The sequence below is a fragment of the Shimia sp. genome, assembly GCF_049116215.1.
Classification (GTDB): domain Bacteria; phylum Pseudomonadota; class Alphaproteobacteria; order Rhodobacterales; family Rhodobacteraceae; genus Shimia.
This window is the reverse complement of the sequence record NZ_JAGDZB010000006.1, coordinates 48,088-66,964: the sequence shown is the minus strand read 5'-3', so window position 1 is coordinate 66,964 and position 18,877 is coordinate 48,088. Positions and strand designations below refer to the sequence as shown.

Annotated in this window: 25 protein-coding genes; 13 read left to right on the top strand and 12 right to left on the bottom strand. The window is 58.7% G+C overall.

Annotated features, from left to right (window positions below):
• Nucleotides 1-28 precede the first annotated feature (28 nt).
• From rpsP to JXR15_RS16820, 5 genes are all read left to right on the top strand, one after another.
• Nucleotides 29-382, top strand: a complete 354-nt coding sequence (rpsP, locus tag JXR15_RS16840; protein WP_422054365.1) for a 30S ribosomal protein S16 — start codon at nt 29-31, stop codon at nt 380-382.
• A 16-nt stretch (nt 383-398) separates the two neighbouring features.
• Nucleotides 399-1,028: a 5,6-dimethylbenzimidazole synthase gene (bluB, locus tag JXR15_RS16835; protein WP_422054364.1), complete on the top strand. Its 630-nt coding sequence runs from the start codon at nt 399-401 to the stop codon at nt 1,026-1,028.
• 148 nt (nt 1,029-1,176) lie between these two features.
• Nucleotides 1,177-1,695, top strand: coding sequence for a ribosome maturation factor RimM (rimM, locus tag JXR15_RS16830; protein ID WP_422054363.1), 519 nt, complete (start codon nt 1,177-1,179; stop codon nt 1,693-1,695).
• Complete coding sequence (gene trmD, locus JXR15_RS16825; protein ID WP_422054362.1) at nt 1,695-2,498, top strand: tRNA (guanosine(37)-N1)-methyltransferase TrmD; 804 nt, start codon at nt 1,695-1,697, stop codon at nt 2,496-2,498. Before rimM ends, trmD begins: the two co-directional genes overlap by 1 nt.
• 72 nt (nt 2,499-2,570) lie before the next feature.
• Nucleotides 2,571-2,906, top strand: coding sequence for a YegP family protein (locus tag JXR15_RS16820; protein WP_299425590.1), 336 nt, complete (start codon nt 2,571-2,573; stop codon nt 2,904-2,906).
• A 21-nt stretch (nt 2,907-2,927) separates the two neighbouring features.
• On the opposite strand, the gene JXR15_RS16815 is transcribed toward JXR15_RS16820, so the two are convergent.
• From JXR15_RS16815 to JXR15_RS16805, 3 genes are all read right to left on the bottom strand, one after another.
• Nucleotides 2,928-3,746 carry a glycoside hydrolase family 25 protein gene (locus tag JXR15_RS16815; RefSeq protein WP_422054361.1) on the bottom strand — a complete coding sequence of 273 codons (819 nt, stop codon included), beginning with the start codon at nt 3,744-3,746 and terminating at the stop codon, nt 2,928-2,930.
• 92 nt (nt 3,747-3,838) lie between these two features.
• Entirely contained in the window at nt 3,839-4,228 is a 390-nt protein-coding gene (locus JXR15_RS16810) for a hypothetical protein (protein ID WP_422054360.1), read from the bottom strand.
• A gap of 82 nt (nt 4,229-4,310) precedes the next feature.
• The gene (locus JXR15_RS16805) at nt 4,311-4,706 is read right to left on the bottom strand and encodes a MarR family winged helix-turn-helix transcriptional regulator (RefSeq protein ID WP_422054359.1); all 396 of its coding nucleotides are present in this window, start codon (nt 4,704-4,706) and stop codon (nt 4,311-4,313) included.
• 307 nt (nt 4,707-5,013) lie between these two features.
• Here JXR15_RS16805 and rplS point away from each other — a divergent pair, with 307 nt between their 5' ends.
• Together rplS and rpmE are read left to right on the top strand one after the other, a co-directional pair.
• Nucleotides 5,014-5,388 (top strand): 50S ribosomal protein L19, encoded by a 375-nt coding sequence (gene rplS, locus JXR15_RS16800; protein WP_422054358.1) that lies wholly within the window; start codon nt 5,014-5,016, stop codon nt 5,386-5,388.
• A gap of 11 nt (nt 5,389-5,399) precedes the next feature.
• Nucleotides 5,400-5,621, top strand: coding sequence for a 50S ribosomal protein L31 (gene rpmE / locus JXR15_RS16795; RefSeq protein ID WP_422054357.1), 222 nt, complete (start codon nt 5,400-5,402; stop codon nt 5,619-5,621).
• A 71-nt stretch (nt 5,622-5,692) separates the two neighbouring features.
• Here rpmE and JXR15_RS16790 read toward each other — a convergent pair whose 3' ends face one another.
• On the bottom strand, nt 5,693-6,337 hold the full coding sequence (locus JXR15_RS16790) for a hypothetical protein (protein WP_422054356.1): 645 nt from the start codon (nt 6,335-6,337) through the stop codon (nt 5,693-5,695).
• Nucleotides 6,338-6,441: 104 nt separating this feature from the next.
• Nucleotides 6,442-7,653 (bottom strand): CynX/NimT family MFS transporter, encoded by a 1,212-nt coding sequence (locus JXR15_RS16785; RefSeq protein WP_422054355.1) that lies wholly within the window; start codon nt 7,651-7,653, stop codon nt 6,442-6,444.
• Between the two features lie 132 nt (nt 7,654-7,785).
• Here JXR15_RS16785 and JXR15_RS16780 point away from each other — a divergent pair, with 132 nt between their 5' ends.
• On the top strand, nt 7,786-8,700 hold the full coding sequence (locus JXR15_RS16780; protein ID WP_422054354.1) for an alpha/beta hydrolase: 915 nt from the start codon (nt 7,786-7,788) through the stop codon (nt 8,698-8,700).
• A 19-nt stretch (nt 8,701-8,719) separates the two neighbouring features.
• On the opposite strand, the gene JXR15_RS16775 is transcribed toward JXR15_RS16780, so the two are convergent.
• The 5 genes from JXR15_RS16775 to JXR15_RS16755 all read right to left on the bottom strand — a co-directional run bounded on the left by JXR15_RS16775 (nt 8,720) and on the right by JXR15_RS16755 (nt 12,377).
• Entirely contained in the window at nt 8,720-9,142 is a 423-nt protein-coding gene (locus tag JXR15_RS16775; RefSeq protein ID WP_422054353.1) for a VOC family protein, read from the bottom strand.
• Between the two features lie 76 nt (nt 9,143-9,218).
• Nucleotides 9,219-9,815, bottom strand: coding sequence for a TetR/AcrR family transcriptional regulator (locus JXR15_RS16770; RefSeq protein WP_422054352.1), 597 nt, complete (start codon nt 9,813-9,815; stop codon nt 9,219-9,221).
• A 34-nt stretch (nt 9,816-9,849) separates the two neighbouring features.
• A complete protein-coding gene (locus tag JXR15_RS16765; RefSeq protein ID WP_422054351.1) occupies nt 9,850-10,371 on the bottom strand; it encodes an SRPBCC family protein in 522 nt (173 codons plus the stop codon).
• Nucleotides 10,372-10,543: 172 nt separating this feature from the next.
• On the bottom strand, nt 10,544-11,026 hold the full coding sequence (locus JXR15_RS16760) for a hypothetical protein (protein ID WP_422054350.1): 483 nt from the start codon (nt 11,024-11,026) through the stop codon (nt 10,544-10,546).
• A gap of 208 nt (nt 11,027-11,234) precedes the next feature.
• Nucleotides 11,235-12,377 carry a trans-sulfuration enzyme family protein gene (locus JXR15_RS16755; protein WP_422054349.1) on the bottom strand — a complete coding sequence of 381 codons (1,143 nt, stop codon included), beginning with the start codon at nt 12,375-12,377 and terminating at the stop codon, nt 11,235-11,237.
• An 85-nt stretch (nt 12,378-12,462) separates the two neighbouring features.
• On the opposite strand from JXR15_RS16755, the gene JXR15_RS16750 reads away from it, so the two are divergent.
• The 3 genes from JXR15_RS16750 to xrtE all read left to right on the top strand — a co-directional run bounded on the left by JXR15_RS16750 (nt 12,463) and on the right by xrtE (nt 15,518).
• Nucleotides 12,463-13,011 (top strand): rRNA large subunit pseudouridine synthase E, encoded by a 549-nt coding sequence (locus JXR15_RS16750; protein WP_422054348.1) that lies wholly within the window; start codon nt 12,463-12,465, stop codon nt 13,009-13,011.
• Nucleotides 13,012-13,114: 103 nt separating this feature from the next.
• On the top strand, nt 13,115-13,924 hold the full coding sequence (locus JXR15_RS16745) for a division plane positioning ATPase MipZ (RefSeq protein WP_422054347.1): 810 nt from the start codon (nt 13,115-13,117) through the stop codon (nt 13,922-13,924).
• A gap of 55 nt (nt 13,925-13,979) precedes the next feature.
• A complete protein-coding gene (xrtE, locus tag JXR15_RS16740) occupies nt 13,980-15,518 on the top strand; it encodes an exosortase E/protease, VPEID-CTERM system (RefSeq protein WP_422054346.1) in 1,539 nt (512 codons plus the stop codon).
• Between the two features lie 37 nt (nt 15,519-15,555).
• On the opposite strand, the gene JXR15_RS16735 is transcribed toward xrtE, so the two are convergent.
• Together JXR15_RS16735 and JXR15_RS16730 are read right to left on the bottom strand one after the other, a co-directional pair.
• Nucleotides 15,556-15,828, bottom strand: a complete 273-nt coding sequence (locus JXR15_RS16735) for a VPEID-CTERM sorting domain-containing protein (RefSeq protein ID WP_422054345.1) — start codon at nt 15,826-15,828, stop codon at nt 15,556-15,558.
• Between the two features lie 202 nt (nt 15,829-16,030).
• A complete protein-coding gene (locus JXR15_RS16730; protein WP_422054344.1) occupies nt 16,031-16,468 on the bottom strand; it encodes a MarR family winged helix-turn-helix transcriptional regulator in 438 nt (145 codons plus the stop codon).
• A gap of 79 nt (nt 16,469-16,547) precedes the next feature.
• On the opposite strand from JXR15_RS16730, the gene hmgA reads away from it, so the two are divergent.
• Both hmgA and JXR15_RS16720 read left to right on the top strand, forming a co-directional pair.
• On the top strand, nt 16,548-17,903 hold the full coding sequence (gene hmgA / locus JXR15_RS16725) for a homogentisate 1,2-dioxygenase (protein ID WP_422054343.1): 1,356 nt from the start codon (nt 16,548-16,550) through the stop codon (nt 17,901-17,903).
• 108 nt (nt 17,904-18,011) lie between these two features.
• Nucleotides 18,012-18,869: an MBL fold metallo-hydrolase gene (locus tag JXR15_RS16720; RefSeq protein WP_422054342.1), complete on the top strand. Its 858-nt coding sequence runs from the start codon at nt 18,012-18,014 to the stop codon at nt 18,867-18,869.
• Nucleotides 18,870-18,877 lie beyond the last annotated feature (8 nt).

Here is an 18,877-nt window from a genome sequence, read left to right as displayed (position 1 = left end):
TGCACACGCCATTATAGGAGATACACCCATGGCTATGAAAATTCGTCTCGCCCGCGGCGGTTCCAAAAAACGCCCTTTCTACCGTGTTGTAGCAGCGGACTCCCGCATGCCACGTGACGGCCGCTTCATCGAGAAGCTCGGCACCTACAACCCACTGCTGCCAAAAGACAGCGAAGACCGCGTTAAGCTGGACATGGAGCGTGTTCAGTACTGGCTGAACGAAGGCGCACAGCCAACTGACCGTGTTTCCCGCTTCCTGGAAGCTGCCGGTGTTGTTGCCAAGAAAGAGCGCTCCAACCCTAAGAAAGCTGAGCCTGGCCAGAAAGCCAAGGACCGCGCGGAAGAGAAAGCTGCAAAAGCAGCTGATGCTTCTGAAGAGTAAGACGGACTGTCCCGGGATGACCGAATTCACTTCTGCCTTCCGGGACGATCTGCAACGGCTCATGCGGTGGCGCCGCGACGTGCGCCGCTTCCGCACCGATCCGGTGGACGAGGCACTTCTTCGGGAGTGCCTCGACACGTTTCTGCTGGCCCCGTCCGTAGGCCTGTCAGAACCCTGGCGCGTGATCCGCGTGGAAAGCGACCAAGCCCGCGCCGCCGCCCTTCAAAATTTCCAAGCCGCCAACACTGAAGCCCTCAAAGGCTACGATGGTGACCGCGCAGCCATGTATGCCAATCTCAAACTCTCCGGCATGCAGGAATCGCCTGTGCAACTGGCAATCTACTGCGACGATGCCACCGCCAAAGGCCAAGGCCTGGGCGCCGCCACCATGCCCGAAATGCGCCGCTATTCCGTTGTTGGCGCCATCACCCAATTCTGGCTCACCGCCCGCAGCTTTGGCCTGGGGGTTGGCTGGGTGTCAATCTTGGATCCCGACCAACTGAACCGCGATTTAGATGTACCCGCCGAGTGGTCGCTTGTCGCCTACCTTTGTGTCGGTTGGCCCGAAGAGCTGTCTGACACACCCGAGCTCTCCAAGGTTGGCTGGGAAGAGCGTGACAGCACGTTGCCCATCCAGTCTCGCTGATTTTGGACCGGCCCACGCCCGACCCTCCTCACGAGAGGGCGCTTTCAACCCCCAACCAGGGTCAATCACGGCCCTCGACAAGTGCCACTCCCTTGCACCTCAGCCCGCAATCGGAGAAAACAGGCGCAAGCAAAGCAAAGGCCGTCCCATGAGCGACACCCCATCTGATCTCATCTGCGTTGGTGCCATTGGCGGCGCTTACGGCGTCCACGGCGACGTTCGCCTCAAAAGCTTTACCGCCGAAGCGGACGCGTTGGAGGATTACGCCCCCCTGCTCACCGAAGACGGCGCATTTGAATTTGACATCGCCATCACGCGGTCCATCAAAAACGGCCTCGCCGCGCGACTGTCCGGTATCGAGACCAAAGAACAGGCTGACGCGCTGAAAGGCGTGAAGCTCTTTGTGCCCCGTGACCGCCTGCCAGAAACTGAGGACGATGAATACTACTACACCGATCTGGTCGGCCTTGAGGTGCGCGACACCGGCGGCAACCTGCTTGGCAAAGTGAAAAACGTGCTCAACCACGGCGCCGCGGACCTATTGGAGGTTCTGCCGCCAAATTCTTCAGAAACCGTGTTTTTGCCTTTCACCATGGCCAATGTCCCCACCGTGGACATTGCTGCAGGCCGCATCATCGCCGATCCCCCCGAAGGCTTGTTTGACTGATGACCGATGCCTCCAAACCCAAATCTCATGGCCGCCTGTCCATCTCTGCCTCGCTCAAACCGCGCGAGCTGGTCACCCACAATCCCCGCCTGTCCAAAGTCTGGTCCGCTCGGATCATCACTCTTTTTCCCGACGCCTTTCCCGGTGTCTTAGGCGAAAGCCTCACCGGCAAGGCGCTCAAAGACGGAAAGTGGCAAATCGAAACCACCAACCTGCGCGACTTCGGCCTGACCAAACACCGAAATGTGGACGACACCCCCGCAGGTGGCGGCGCAGGCATGGTGCTGCGTCCCGACGTTCTTGGCCCCGCGATTGAACACACCATGCGCGGCGCACGTGGCAACTGGCCGCTGGTCTACCTCTCTCCGCGTGGGCGTCGGTTTGACCAAAAAATGGCCCGCGACTGGTCCGAAGCGGACGGCATCACCATGCTTTGCGGCCGCTTTGAAGGCGTCGATCAGCGCGTGCTGGACCATTACAATATTCAAGAAGTCAGTCTTGGCGACTTTGTCCTCACCGGCGGGGAAATTGCCGCGCAAGCCATGATCGACGCCACCGTGCGGCTGCTACCATCCGTACTTGGTAACGCCGTCAGCATCGAGGACGAAAGCCACTCCAACGGCCTGCTGGAACATCCGCAATACACCAAGCCTGCGGAGTGGAACGGCCTCAAAATTCCCGACACGCTGATGTCCGGCCACCACGCCAACATCGAAAAATGGCGCCATCAGATGGCCGAAGACATCACCAAGACCCGCCGCCCGGACATGTGGGCCGCTTATGAGGCCGACAAGGACAATTAACCAAGTCCTTGCGCCCCGGCCCCAACCCATGTTTTTGTTCCCGCATCACAATTCTGAACAGGGACCACAGACATGGCCGCCAAATTCGAGCTCTACACCGACAAAGCTGGTGAATTCCGTTTCCGCCTGAAAGCAGGCAACGGCGAGAACATCCTCGCTTCCGAAGGCTATAAACAGAAAGCCAGCTGTGAAAACGGCATTGCATCGGTGCAGAAAAACGCCGCTGACGACGCGCGCTACGAGCGCAAAGAAACCGCCTCCGGCAAGTTCATGTTCAACCTGAAAGCCACCAACGGTCAGGTCATCGGCACCTCACAAAGCTACACCAGCGCATCCGGCCGCGACAACGGCATCGAAAGCGTCATGCGCAACGCACCAGAAGCCTCTGTGGTCGAACTCGACGACTAAGGCACAGAGACGGCGAGCGGGTCACCGGCCCTCTCGCCACCGCACCCAGGCTTCCGGACTGCCACGAAATACGTTGATGTCCACCTTGCCTGCAATCCCGGGCACCAGCCCCGTCCCCGTATATTGCCAGAACGTCCAGCGCGCGCCGGGATAGACCTTTTGCGGGTGCCCTGCGACCGAACGCAGCCAGAACTCCGTGCCGCCCAAGGAGCCAATACCGGTGTCCTGGAAAAAATCCACGGTGGTGTAGACAATCGGCCGCCGCCCGTAGTGCGCTTCCAAAATCGACAGAAACTTCCGTGCCTCGCTGCGCACCTTGCTGCCACTTGGCCGCAACCGGCATGTGCGCGACTGCGGCGTCCACTCCATGTCCAACACATGTGGCAACGGCGCGCCACGCGGCACGTTTTTGATGAACCACGCCGCCTGCTCCTCCGCCGGACGGCAGAAATAATAATAGTGGTACCCACCCCAAGGAATACCCGCGCTCGCCGCCCCGGCGCGATGTGTGTCAAACAGCGGGTCCGCGAGATCGCCGCCCTCGGTGGCTTTCAAAAACGCAAAACTGACGCCAGACCGCCGCGCTTCCTGCCAATTGATGCTGGTCTGCCAACGCGACACGTCAATGCCATGCACCGGATAACTTTCCGGAGGTCGCCGGTCCCACTCATGTGGATCGGCATCGCCATACTTGGGATAGGTCACAACTTGTGATGCCAAGCTCTGCACCCGCGCCGCCTCAACCGCTGCGGCTTGAGCCGCCGCCGGATCCTCCGGCACCGACCGGCCACAACCCGCCACCAGCAGTAGAGCCAACAGACCTGTCTTAAAAACTCGCATATCACACCCGAACCAAACTGTTGCGCTCCCTCAGTAAACCGAGAGAGCGCATCTCATTGCAAGCAAAGCTTTTTTGAAAGGCAAAGCCCCGCCTATGCTGCTTTCTTTGCCGCCAAAAACGCTTCCTTCGCTTGATGGCCTTTCAGCGCGGGCAATCCAATCGCGTGCACTGTCAAGACGCCCAGTTTGTTCAATGCCGCAAACACCAGTGCATCCATGAACCAAGCCAACGGCGTGCCCAAACTGCCCCAGAACGCCGGCAACTCGGCAAAGCCTGCAAACAGATAATTGCCCGTGGTTCCATGCACGGCCAGCCCAATCCAGAACCCAGCGCAATAGGGGCAGCGCCACTGCTCATAAAGCGTCTGGAAGGGTTGCGGCAGCAACTTGAGCGCGCGCATAAACCACGTGCCCCAATGCGGCAGGTGCTCCCAGAACAATTGGTGGATCGCGATCCCCAACAAAAGATTTTCTATCGCCATATCAGTTTCCTTTCTTCATTTATTTAGTTAGGCTAACTTACCTAAAAGGCTAAAATGTCCAACCAGCCAACACTCCGCCCTACTACAGGCTTGGCACGTCCCCGAGATCCTTTTCCAAGCGGGTCGCAATCTGCTCATAGACCCGCGCGCCCCGGGCCAGCTTCACCTGCCCCTCCGGCGAGAGCACAATGTGCTGTGCCCGCGCGTCCATCATGCATTGAAACCGCGTCACCCAGCCCCGCGCTTCCAGCTTGGAGACCATTGTGCTGGCACTGGCTTTGGTCACGCCCAAAGCCTCCACAATATCCTGCAGGTGTTGACCGTGCTTGTCCTCGTACCGCTGCAAATCCGCCTGTTCTTGCACCGCGCTCAAATACTCAAACTCGCTGAAACTGAGATCGAGATCGCGCCCCGCCTTGGCCCAGGCCCGATGGCAAGATTGATGCACTTTCTGCAGTTTTTTGGCGAGATCAGACATGTGAGACCTTATAGTTCGCTAAGCTAACTACTTGAGTCGCATCACACTGTCAAACCCCTTGCACGCATGGACCATCTGCCCTACACACCGCTTGTCCGCGTCTCTGATGAGTCGTTCGGGCCTGCTGTGCATTGCAATGATCTCCGGTTTCTTCGTTGGAGTTGGCAAAGAAGCAGCAGACTACGACAAGAAAAGACGACCTGACCCTCTGGCGGGCGCTGCGGCGGACCCGGAAGAAGACCAAGAGCTCTGAGGTGCATCAAACCTTTGTGGATATAACCACAAGCAACATTTAGGAGATGATCCAATGGATCTGATCGCACAGCTCGAAGCGGAGCAGATTGCTGCGCTGGGGAAAGACATCCCCGATTTCAAAGCCGGTGACACCATCCGTGTTGGCTTTAAAGTGACCGAAGGTTCGCGCACCCGTGTGCAGAACTACGAAGGTGTTTGCATCAGCCGTAAAAACGGCCACGGCATCGCTGGCTCGTTCACTGTTCGCAAGATTTCCTTTGGCGAAGGTGTGGAGCGTGTGTTCCCACTGTTCTCGACCAACATCGACAGCATCACTGTAGTGCGTCGCGGTCGTGTACGTCGCGCCAAACTGTACTATCTGCGCACCCGTCGTGGTAAATCCGCGCGTATCGCAGAAGACACCACCTACAAAGCCAAAAAAGCGTAAGGAGCGGTATCATGAAAAAAGACACTCATCCCGACTACCACTTCATCGACGTGAAAATGACCGACGGCACCATCGTCAAGATGCGTTCCACCTACGGCAACGAAGGCGACACACTGGCGCTCGACGTGGACCCATCTGTGCACCCAGCATGGAACGGCGGCTCCACCCGCCTGATGGATGCCGGTGGCCGCGTGTCCAAGTTCAAAAAGAAATACGAAGGCCTGGGCTTCTAAGAACCCTCTCCTTTGTTACAGAAACGCCGCCTCCCTCGGGGCGGCGTTTTTTGTTGGGTGAACCTCAGAGGTTAGGCCCCTACCGTCTCCGGCGCCGTGCGCCCCGCCCGATACCGTGCATAAAGGAACATGCCAAACCCCGCGCTTGTCTCGAGGATTTCCTCCATCTCCACCGCCAAGTGCTTGAACCCCAAGACATGCGCGTCAATCATCATCGCCACGGCCACCGCCAGACAGGCGACAACCCCAAGGCTGTCCTCCGCGTCCCAGCGCCAGGAGAACCTGCGCGCCATGTGGTAAATGCCCCAGAGCGCCAGTCCGACAAACACCAACAACAGCGCCAAATGCGCGACCTTGCCGAGGCCAAGCACCTCTTTGGGCACAATCCGTAAGAACTCGATCAGGTCATGCGCCCCGTCGATTTTCACCCCGCCCACACTTGGCGCAACAAAGCCAAAAATCCGTTCGCCAAAACTGATCTCATCCAACGCCGCCAACAGACACAGCGCGCCGACAGAAATGTCCTTGGTGGTGCGCGGACTGACGCGCAGCAACAGCCCAAAGGCGGCAGCGGCAAAGAACAGGAACGAGGCCCACTCAATCCACTGGTCTTCGTTCATCCAAAACCCGCGCCACACAGGAAACGCCGCCCAGGCGACCACCAAGCTCAAAAAGAAAACCGCCAGCGCGATGTGATGCCTGATCAGCCTTGTCATTTGTCTTCAATATCCTGCTCTGTAGGTGCCCCCACGGCGTCTTTACAGGCTTACTGCTCCTGCGCGACAGTCTGCAGGGCGAAGCGGAGTCCTGTCAACGCCCTCTAGGCCGCCGCCACCCGCGCGCCTCGTGTGCGCAGCAAAATCACGCCCATGATGGCAATGTTCAACGCATTCCAGGCAATGCCGTTCACAAAGGCCAGTTCATAACTGCCGCTCACGTCGTAGATCCAACCCGACATCCAGCCGCCCAATGCCATGCCCAAAATGGTGGCCATCATCACAAAGCCCACCCGGCTTCCTGCCTCTTTGGAAGGCATGTATTCCCGCACGACCAGCGCATAAGCTGGCACAATGCCGCCTTGGGCCAACCCAAATGCCAGGCTGACCAGATACAATGGCACCAACCCGTCAAACGGCAGAAATAAAAACAGCGCGCCCATCTGCAGCACCGACCCAATCAAAAGCGTCAGCACGCCGCCAAGCTTGTCCGCCACCAATCCGCTGATCAGCCGGCTCACCACGCCGCCCATCAACATCAGCGCCAACATCTCCGCGCCCACAGCAGCACCATAGCCAAGATCGACACAGAAACTCACGATGTGGACCTGCGGCATGCTCATCGCCACACAACAGCCAATCCCTGCCAGTCCCAAAATCCACATCAACGGTGCGGGCTTGAACGGCGCCCCGGCCTGCCGCGCCCGCGCCGCGCTGTCCTGTGCCGCCAAAGCCTCCGCTGGCACCTTGTGGCGCAACAGGAACGCCAAAGGCACCACCGCCGCGACTGTCATCACGGCCAGCACCACAAACACCGCCCGCCACCCATGGGTACTCAACACGCCACTCAGCAAGACCGGCCAGATCGCACCGGACAGGTAATTGCCGCTCGCCGCAACCGCCACCGCAATCCCGCGCCGCTTCTGAAACCACAGCGACACATCCGCAATCAGCGGCCCAAAGCCCACCGCCGTACCAAAGCCCAAAAACAGGTGCACGAACGACAGCATCAGCACCGAGCCGCTCAGTGCCGCCGCGCCATAGCTCACCGCGCTCAGCACCGCCGCGCCAATCAACGCTTTGGTCACTCCCCAACGGTCCACGGCCTGCCCAATGACAAAGTTGCCCAGCGCAAAGCCAACCATGGTGAGCACATAGGGCAATGAGGCATCGGCCCGATCGATGCCAAACTCCTCCTGCACTGCCGGCATCACCACAATCACCGCCCACATGCCGACATTGGCAAACACGCCAATCAAAAGTGTGATGGCGAGGCGGATCCAACTGTAGCGGCTATCAAGAATGGGATGTGTCATGGCGCCACGCTAGGGGTGACGCGCACAAGTGTATAGGGCCAGAGTGCCACGTCACCTCGGCCAGGTCCCACCGTCATTTTGCGAAACCACGCTTCCGTGCCACACTCAGGCTTTTGAGTGAAAGGATTAACGATGGCTCTGTTTTTCTCGCGCCGCACATATAACGCGCAAAAGAAGAAATTTACCGACAACCCCGCCGCCCTCACCCGCTATGTTTCAATCACCGAAGAAAGCAACGATGGCGCGGTGCGCAAAGGCGGCATAATCCCCAAAGCGGACTGGCTCAAGCTGGTGCAACAGGCGGGCGGGACCAAAGAGATCCTAGTTTACGTGCACGGTTTCAACACTTCACAAAAGGACATGCTCGACCGTCTGGGAAAAATTGAAACCGGCGTGAAAGCCCACGGTTTTCAGGGCGCGGTGATTGCCTTTGACTGGCCAAGTGACGGCACGGTGTTGGCCTACAATTCAGACCGCAGCGACGCCAAAAAGACCGCCCCGCATCTTGTGGATGACGGCATCTTACCGCTACTGGCCCTCACGCCGCGCCCCAAAATCCACCTCATCGCCCACTCCATGGGCGGGCTGGTTGCGTTGCGCGGCTTCTCCGACTTTGGCGACTCCGTCGGCCATTGGGGCATAGATCAGGTCATGTTCTGCTCTGCCGACATCGACGCCACCTGGCTCGAAAGAGGCGCCTGGGGCGGGCTGGTGCTGGATGAACGCAGCAAACGCTTCACCAACTACTACAGCGGACGAGACCGCGTCCTCGCCTTGGCCGGAGGTCTGATCAACGGCGGCCGCGAGCGCGCGGGCCACGTTGGCATGCCGTCCCCCGTCACCAAAGGACACTGGGACATCTACTGCAACGAACAATACAAAAAGCACGTCCCCGACGCACAGCAAACCATGGTCTATTCCCACCGCTGGTGGTTTGACAACGACGGCTTCTACAAAGACCTCGCCCTCACCATGGCTGGCAAGGACGCCAAAACCATGCCCACGCGTCGCCCCACCAATCAAGCGGACTTGGCGTTGCTGACCTGAGCCAACCGGGCGGTGCTTTTTACGCGCCGCCCACCTGCTGATGCACCTCGATCACATTGCCTTCAGGGTCCTGAAAAAACACCTGATGCCACTCTTTGGCAAAGGCTGTGCCGTAATCCGAATACGGCACGCCGTTCTCCTCAAGCACCTTCAGAAACGCCGGCAGATCATCGGTGCGAAAGGCAATATGCCCACGGTCCACCGGATTGATCACCTGCCCGTTGACAAAGGCCACATCCAGCCGCCGCTCCGCCAGATGCATCTGCATATCCCCATCGGTGGCAAAACGGATCTGCCCGTCATAGCCACTCTCGTTGTCCGCCTCCGTGCGCGGAAACTCTTCTTGCGGAATGTCATCCAGCCCCAACACTTGGGTGTAGAAGTCGTGCAGCCGGCCCACATCTTTGGAGACAAAATTGATGTGGTGAAATTCGAGTTTCATGGGTGGCTCCTGCACAAAATGTCTTTGCGCTCATAAAGACCAGAACTCGGCCCAGCTTCAAGCGATCAACGCGCCACTAAGCTAACCGCCCCGCCAAACCAAACAGCAACACCCGCGTATTTGCCGCCAACCACTCTTCCGCATAAGCCGCATCATTGAGCACGGTCTTGCCGTCCCCCTTCAACGTCGCCGCATACATAATCTGGTTGCCCAGCCGGTCCAACACCATGCCGGTGATCAACTCAACTTCCAGCTCCGCATCCACAAAGCCCGCCTCCTGCGCCGCGCGCAAATAGCCTGCGAAGCCTTCATGATAGCGCGCGCCGCCGACAAACCCGCGGCTCTCCCGCACAAGAATGCGAAACACCGGCGCTTGTGCGATCAACGCCCGGAAGGTCTCGGAAATAAACATCTCGAGACGCAGCCGCATTTCCTCCGCCGTCTTGGGTGGTTTGGAAATCAAGCGCAGCGGTACGTCAAACGTGGCGGCGGTGAATTCATCGATGATGGCGTTGAACAAGCCTTCTTTGTTGCCAAAGTAGTGGTGGATCATTGTCGAGCTGGCGTCCGCCGCCTTGCAAATTTCACGCACCGAGGCCCCGGCATAGCCCCGGTCCGCAAACAGCGTTTTGCCAGCGTCAATCAAGCGCGCCTTGATGGATGTGTCCTGCATCTGACCTCCCACTCCTGCGCGCCTGGTGCGCGTCTCAGGCCGCCAATGCCGCCTCGGATCTGATTTTTTCTACCTTCCTCGGATGCGGTTGACCAGTCTCCACAATGTGCTGGATTTCCTCAAGGCTGCGAATGAACCCGGCGTCCATGCTGTTCGTCAACATCCGGCGCATCGGTTTGGCAAACCACTTCGGCGTCGCCTCCCCAATCCAGGTCACCTCACAGGTCGCGTCATTGATCGCCCGCACAATCACAGTCGACGTATAGCCTTTCATCGGCATCGCCTTGGGACCGTGATGCAGGGTCACATCCACGCAGATGGTCATCGCCTCCGGATCAAACTTGGTCAGCACCTCTTCTTGATACATCGGCGCAAACTTCTGCACCAAATAGGAGTTACGCCCTTTGGCAGGCGCGCCCGGCAGCGCGGGACCTGCAATGGCTTCTGCGCGAGGAATGGCCGCCATCCAGAGATCCACGGCGACAAATTCGTCGCCAATCAGCTTCCACGCAGCGGCGGCAGGGGCTTTCACAGTGATAGAATTTTTCGAGGGCATGGCGTTCATCTTTCAAGTGGGAGATTTCATCTAACAATCGTTAGATACGGTACCGAACTCGATACGTCAAGCGAGTCGCCAAACCGCAAAATGCAGGGTCACGTCTTAAGACGCCGCTGCATGACACAAATATTTGAAGGAAAGGGCGCGGCGCAGACACCCGCCAGCAGGCTTAGCCGTTGGTGTCACCAACGGCTTGATTCACCTGTTGCTGAAACGGCGGCTCGCCAAAGCTGCGAAACTCGCCATTGTCAGCGTTAAACGCCCATCGCGCGACCAAAAGTTGATACTCCTTGGTGTAGAGATCCTGCTCATGCTCATCTTCGGCCACACGCATGCGCCAAGAGCCCTGCACCCGCGTTGGCAACCGCACATCTTTGCGCTTTGGCGCTTTGGTCACGCGGTAATTGGCATTCTCCCACTTCCGCTTAAGCAGCGCCACCAACTCCGCCGCCTCCCGCTTGCGACGACCAGCAAAGATCACATCAATCTCCACGTCGTTCTGAACCAAACCTTTGATGATCACATCATCCCGAGAGTTTTTGGAAAACTTCGGAATCAAATTCACCACCAGCTCGGTTGGCGGCTTCTTGAACAGACCACTGTCCTCATAAGCAGGAGTGATCAGAGAGGGGCTTTCGATGCGTTTCTTCAAGGTCTTGGTCCGCTGCTGCGTGGGGCCTGTGCCCGTTCGTGCTGCGCCAATAATCTTCCAAACGCCTTAACAATTTGTTGGCGACCGAGGCAGATCGACGCAGTTTTTGGTGCGTCGATGCACAGCTTTGGGCGCCAGCCTCTCCAAATCGCCACAGTCGCAATACAGCCGCGATACAGACGTAATACCGACGTGCAAATCGGGGCCTTTACTGCCCCAACGCCTGCCCCAGATCCGCGATCAGATCATCCGCATTTTCCGTCCCAACCGAGATCCGCAACAACGTTTCCGGAATACCGGTGTGCGGTTCAATGGTGTGGCGGTGCTCTACAAGGCTCTCGACCCCGCCAAGCGACGTGGCGCGATGAAAAAGCTTCATCTTTCCAGCCACTTGTAGCGCCACATCCTTATCCCCTTTGACTAGAAACGACATCAGGAACCCCGCCCCACCGGGCATCTGCGCCTTGGCCAGATCATGCTGCGGATGGCTTTCCAATCCGGGAAACAGCACGCTATCCACCTTCGGGTGATCCTCTAAAAACCGCGCTATTTTCATAGCGTTATCCACCATGCGATCCACCCGCAACGCCATCGTGCGCATGCCACGCAACAGCAGCCAGGCCTCAAACGGACCCATCACTGCCCCGGCACTGGCCCGGTCCACTTCGATCTCTTCCCAGACCGATGTGACCTCTTTTGTGACCAGCACGCCACCCAACACATCGGAATGCCCGTTGATCACTTTGGTGGTCGAGTGCATCACAATATCTGCGCCCAATTTCAAAGGGTTGGTCAGAATCGGCGATGCCGCCGTGCTGTCCACCGCCAACAGCGCACCACAGCTTTCCGCCGCCTGTTTGGCTGCTGCCACATCGGTGACTTTAAGCCACGGGTTGGAAGGCGTCTCCACCCAAACCACATTGGCCGGTCCCTTGGCACATACCGCCACCAATGCGTCGTTGTCGCTTGCATCCACTTCGTCGATAACGATCTGACGACGCTCGCAAAATTCGCGAATCCACTTGGTGGTGTTCCAGTAAATACCACCCTGCACAATCACCCGCCCGCCACTCGGCACGGTGCGAAACAGCGCCGCAATCGCCGCCATCCCGGAAGGGAACAACAACGCCGCCACGCCTCCTTCCAACTGCGCCAAAACCGCCTCGGCCTGCCGCGCCACATCATTGTGCGGGCGCGCATAAATGTTGTTCTCATTCAAAGGGTTGTAATTTTCATCCCGCGCAAAGGTGGTGGCAGGCTGGATTGGCGGCACCACGCCTCCGCTTTGCTGATCTATCGCCCCACCAGCCTGCGCCAACAGTGTTTCCGGCAACATATCTTTGAAATCCATTGATCTTCCCTCGCGTCTTTGCGCGCACAAAATCGCAGCGACGGTAAACTTGCAACCCCTGCGCACGCCCGTGTAGGAGGTCATCATGACCCGCGTGATACTCTTCAACAAACCCTTCGATGTGCTGTCGCAATTCACCGACAAAGGCCTTGAGGGCAGCAAACGCCGCACCCTGTCGGATTTCATTGACGTGCCCAAAGTCTATCCGGCCGGCCGTTTAGACCGCGACAGCGAAGGCTTGATGGTGCTTACCGACGACGGGAAATTACAGGCCCGTATCGCGGATCCACGCCACAAAATGGCAAAGACTTACTGGGTTCAGGTTGAAGGCACGCCAGACGATGCCGCACTGGAGGCATTGCGTAAAGGGGTGAAACTCAAAGACGGGCTGACCAAGCCCGCCAAGGCGCAAGCCATTGACGAACCATACGATCTCTGGCCGCGCACCCCGCCAATCCGCGTACGAAAATCGATCCCGGACACCTGGATTTCTCTCACGATCCGTGAAGGCCGCAACCGACAGGTGCGCCGCATGACCGCCGCCGTTGGCCACCCCACCTTGCGACTTATTCGGGCGCAGATTGGTGACTGGCGCTTGGACGGATTGGAAAGTGGCACTTGGCGGGACGCCTAGCGCATCAATCACTTTTCCTGTGGATAATCACAACATATAGTAGACAGCAACAAACCCGCGCCGTAAGTGCCGCGGGACTGAAACACGAGCAGGGACAACGGGCATGGCACATATCATTGTGGTCGGAAACGAGAAGGGCGGCGCAGGCAAATCCACCCTGTCGATGCACATCGCAACAGCGCTTGCGCGCATGGGCCACAAAGTGGGCGGCATTGACCTCGACCTGCGGCAGAAAAGCTTCGGCAGCTATGTCGCCAACCGTCGGAAATTCCTACAAAAAGCCGGCCTCGACCTACCCAGCCCGGACTATCACGACTTGCCAGAAGTCGACCAAGCCGCGCTGCAACCCGGCGAAAATGTCTACGACCATCGCCTGTCCGCTGCAGTCTCGATGCTGGAGCCAAACAACGACTTTATCCTGATCGACTGCCCCGGCTCCCACACCCGTTTGAGCCAGGTGGCGCACTCCTTGGCGGACACGCTGGTCACGCCGCTCAACGACAGTTTTGTCGATTTCGACCTGCTCGCAAAAATCGATGCAGACGGCGAAAAGATCATTGGCCCGTCGGTCTATTCCGAAATGGTATGGAACGCCCGCCAACTGCGGGCGCAGGCTGGCCTCAAACCGATTGACTGGATTGTCATGCGCAACCGGATGGGCGCGCAACAGATGGTCAACAAAGAGAAAATGGGCAAAGCGCTCGACCGATTGGCCAAACGCATCGGCTTCCGCGTCGCCCCCGGTTTCAACGAGCGGGTTGTGTTCCGTGAGCTGTTTCCACGCGGCCTCACGCTGCTGGACCTGCGCGACACCGGCGTCAAACAACTCAACATCTCCAACGTGGCCGCCCGTCAGGAATTGCGTGAGCTGATTAAAGCGCTGAACCTGCCCGGGGTGTCGGCCGACTTCTAAGATCATGCGCGCGCCCGGCCAATCAGCCCACCCTCCCGCGCGCCCGACGCGTCTGATGACCATGGCCGCCCTGGTGGTGGCAGAACTGCTCTTGGTGATCCTCACCTATCAGGTCATGGCCTCCATCGAGTGCCGCCAAACCGAAATCGAAGCCGCCTGTCGCGCCTTGCGGTCGATGACCGCACGGGGGTTGGCTGTCATCACTGTGATGGCGCTGTATTTCTGGCTGCGATCTGCGGCTTACCGCGCCTTGGCGGACCGCACCACTGCACAACCAGGCCATCGTTCGTGGATGTTTGCGCATTTGATTGGCCTAACGTTCATCTTCCTGCCGCTGCCGCTTTTTGGCGCTGCAGAGATCTCTCGCGCCTTCGCACCGACCCTTATTTTGCTATCATTGGGCGGGCTTCTCACTGCTTTCGGCGCCGTCTTCTGGGTCACTCCCCTGTCGGCCTGGCGCGACTGGATGCGCAATGACAGCTACTTGCTGCCTCTTGCCTTGCTGATCGGATTCCTTGTTCCCGACCTCGCCGACCTCATGCGCCCCTTGTGGGAATGGAGCACGCTCAGCAGCCTGACCTTCTTTCTGGTGTTTGTGGTCTTGTCGCTCTCCGGCTTTGACGTGGGCGTGCACCCGCCCACTTATGAGATCGGCGTCGAAGGGTTTTGGGTGCAAATCGCCAGCCAATGTTCCGGTGTCGAGGGCATTGCGCTCATCACAATCTTCATGGGGTTCTACGCCGCCCTGATGCGCCCGGACCTGCGCCAGAAACGCTTCTGGCTGATCCTGTTCCCACTGGCGGTCCTGGCCAGTTGGCTTTTCAACATCCTGCGTATTGCCATTCTGATTGTGATTGGCGCGCGGGTCTCACCAGAACACGCGCTCAACGGCTTTCATTCCTACGCAGGGTGGCTGATGTTCACAGCCTTGGCCTTGTTGATTGTGCTGGTCGCACATCGCGCCCAATGGTTGCACCGCACTCCGCTGCCCAAACACCCAACCGCTGCCATCCGTCACGACGCGCTCGCGGCCAAGATTGTCCCCTTCATCGTGATGATGCTGTCTGGTGTGTTTGTGTCTGCCTTCTGGCCAGATCCGGAAATGGGCTATCCGGTGCGTGCTGCCTTAATGGCACTTCCATTGCTGTTCTTCTTGCCGGCGCTGCACGCCCTCTGGCGCACACCATCGCTGGAGGCCGTTGCCGTGGGCCTCATCATTGGTGGGCTCTGGATTGTCACCGCCCCATCTCAGGATCTGCCAGCAACAAACACCCCCAGCCTGTTTTGGATCGCCACCCGTTTGGTCGGCACCATCCTCCTGGTGCCCGTCATCGAAGAGCTGTTTTTCCGAGGCTACCTTTTACGCCGCCTGCACCAGAACACGCTGCTCTGGAGCCTTGTCGCCGTGGCTGTGTCCAGCCTGCTCTTTGGACTGATGCACGATCGCGTACTGGCAGGCACGCTCGCAGGTGTGGCCTTTGGCCTGCTTTATCTGCGCCGGTCGGAGACATCGGACGCCATTGTTGCGCACATCGTGGCCAACGCCAGTATCGCGCTTGCCGCCCTGCTGACAGCAAAATGGGCGCTCATCTGAGCGCCCATTTGCTTCTTCTCAGCCTGTTGAGACTGGCTTAGCTTTGTTTTTGACGACGGCGACGCAGTTCCCAGACCAGCGCCAATGTAGCAAGCACGGCTGCCATGGCCAAAAGGCCCGCACCCGCATCAATTTCCGGAACCGCATTGGATCCGCCACCGGTGTTGCCACCGCCCGTGTTTCCGCCACCCCAGCGACGCCACCACCAGCCGCGCCAGCCGCCGGCATCCTGTGCAAACGCCGCGGGCGCGCTCAGGGATAGTGTGGTCGCCGCGAGAATTGCGGCATTCATTTTGTTCTTAAGACCCATAAGAATACTCCCGGACCTATCCATAGGTGTTGGGTCAAGGTGCCACAGCCGCAGGATCCAACTCAAGCAATTTGCTGCAATTGCACGGTATTTCGTCAAATCATAGCGCCATTGTTCACAGCCTCAAAACAATGACGCGCAAGCTCAAAAACTGTCGCCGCACTTGCCAAACATACGAATCATCAGAGCGCGATTCGCAGCTTCACCGGCGCCCCGCCAGTTTGGACAGCATGGCCTTTAGAGCCCGCACCTCATCCGCACTCAACCGCGCCTGCAAGCTGCCTTCGTACTGCTGCGCCACGTCGCGTAGGTCGCGGTACACTTTCTCCCCTGCAGGCGTGAGCTCCAACCACTCCACCCGCCGGTCTTTCTCGCTGCGGGCGCGCTTGACCAACCGTCGATCTGCCAACCGCTGCACCGCACGGCTGACCTTGGTCTTATGCACCTTGCCTTTGGCCCCAATTTCCGTTGCTGTCAGCCGTCCAAATATCCCCAGATGGAACAGCACCCGCCACTCGCTGCGCAGCAGCCCATAGCGGTCCTTATAAACCTTCTGAAACCCCAAACTGGCTTCCTCAGCGGCTTGGTTCAGCAAGTAAGGCAAAAACGCCTGTAAATCGAAGTCATCAGGTTTTGTCATAGTCTGCGCGTCCTCCCGCTTGTTAGTTACAAAAACAACTATTACCACCGCAACCAAATTCGAACTCAGGAGCGACCCGATGACCAAGCACACTGTTCCGACACGCATGCAGAAGGCCCCTTCGATGGCGGGCCCGCATGAGGGCTACATGCCCGGTTTTGGCAACGACTATGAAACCGAGGCCCTGCCAGATGCTCTGCCGCAAGGCATGAACAGCCCGCAAAAGTGCAACTACGGGCTCTATGGCGAGCAACTTTCGGGCACCGCCTTCACCGCCGAAAATGTCGAACGCACATGGTGTTACCGCATCCGCCCCTCGGTGAAACACAATAACCGCTATGAAAAAATCGACGTGCCCTATTGGCAATCCGCCCCCAATGTCGATCCCGATCTGGGCAGCTTGGGCCAGTACCGCTGGAACCCCGTGCCCCACACCGAAGAGGCACTGACCTGGATCACCGGCATGCGCACCATGACATCCGCCGGAGACGTGAACACACAGGTTGGCATGGCCACACACATCTACCTGGTCAACACCTCGATGGAAGATGACTATTTCTTCTCTGCAGATTCCGAACTGCTGGTGGTGCCACAAGAAGGTGTGCTGCGCTTTTCCACCGAGCTCGGCATCATCGACGTGGAACCCAAAGAGATAGCCATTCTGCCCCGCGGGCTAGTGTATCGTGTGGAAGTGCTCGAAGGCCCGGCGCGCGGTTTTGTTTGTGAAAACTATGGCCAAAAGTTTGAACTGCCCGGTCGCGGCCCGATTGGCGCCAACTGCATGGCCAATCCACGTGACTTCAAAGCGCCCGTGGCGGCCTATGAAGAACGCGAAGTGCCCTCCACTGTAACCGTAAAGTGGTGTGGCCAATTCCACCGTGCCAACATCGATCAATCGCCACTCGATGTGGTGGCATGGCACGGCAACTACGCGCCGGTGAAATACGACCTGCGCACCTATTGCCCGGTTGGCGCGATCCTGTTTGATCACCCGGACCCCTCAATCTTCACCGTGCTGACCGCGCCGTCTGGCGTGCCGGGCACGGCCAACATCGACTTTGTCCTGTTCCGCGAGCGCTGGATGGTGGCCGAGAACACCTTCCGCCCGCCGTGGTACCACAAGAACATCATGTCCGAGCTGATGGGCAACATCTACGGCCAGTATGACGCCAAACCGGAGGGTTTTGTCCCCGGCGGCATGAGCCTGCACAATATGATGATGCCCCACGGCCCAGACAAAAACGCCTTTGAGGGCGCCTCCAACGCCAATCTCGGCCCGGACAAGCTCGACAACACGATGTCTTTTATGTTTGAGACCCGTTTCCCGCAGCACATCACCAAATTTGCAGCCAACGAAGCACCGGTGCAGGACGATTACATCGATTGTTGGACCGACATCGAAAAGAAATTCGACGGCACCCCGGGCAAGAAGTAAGCTTACGTGAATGGGGGCTTTGCCCCCGTCACAGCACACTGTGACTCCCCCAGGATATTTTGAGACTGTGAAAAGCTTAGGGGCGTCACACGAAAATCAGGAAGACCAATGCGCGCGAACAAAGTCACTCTTCTGGGCACCAAAGGCGGCCCGGCCATCCGGCCCGGCACCCGCATGCCCACCTCAATTCTGGTGGAAATGGATGGGCTGACCATCCTTGTGGACGCGGGCCTTGGCGTCAGTCGCGGGCTTTGTGATGCTGGGGTCGCCCTGACCGATCTGGACGCGATCCTGATCACTCATCTGCACTCCGACCACTATCTAGAGCTTGGCCCCTTGCTGCACACCGCCTGGACCGCAGGCTTGAACAAACCCATCCCGATCTACGGTCCCGAAGGGCTGGATCACTACTGGGCGGGGTTCCTCAACGCCATGTCTTTTGACGTGGAACTGCGCCTGCGCGACGAAGGCCGTCCTGCGCTGGAACCACTGGCGCAGATCCACGTATTGGAACCCGGCCAAATGGACCTCGGCCCCCTGAACGTCACCTCCATCCGCAACGCACACCCGCCCATCACCGACAGCTATGCCCTGCGCTTTGATGGCGCAAAACACAGCGTCGTGCTCTCCGGCGACACCGCACCAATTGCCGAAATGGTCGAGCTTACCAAAGGGGCTGACCTTTTGGTGCATGAGGCGATGTTGTCGGCCGGCATCGACGCGCTCTGCGCCCGTGTGGGCAACGGCGACGACCGTCTGCGCATCCATCTGGAGCGCAGCCACACCCCCGCCGCTGAAGCAGGCCGCATCGCCACCGAAGCCGGTGTCAAACAGCTTGCCCTCAACCACCTCGTCCCCTGTGACGATCCAAACTTCACCGAGACCCATTGGCAGGAAGAAACCTCCCGCACCTGGTCCGGCCCTCTCTTCATCGGTACCGACGGGATGTCCCTCCCGCTCGATTGACCGCATTC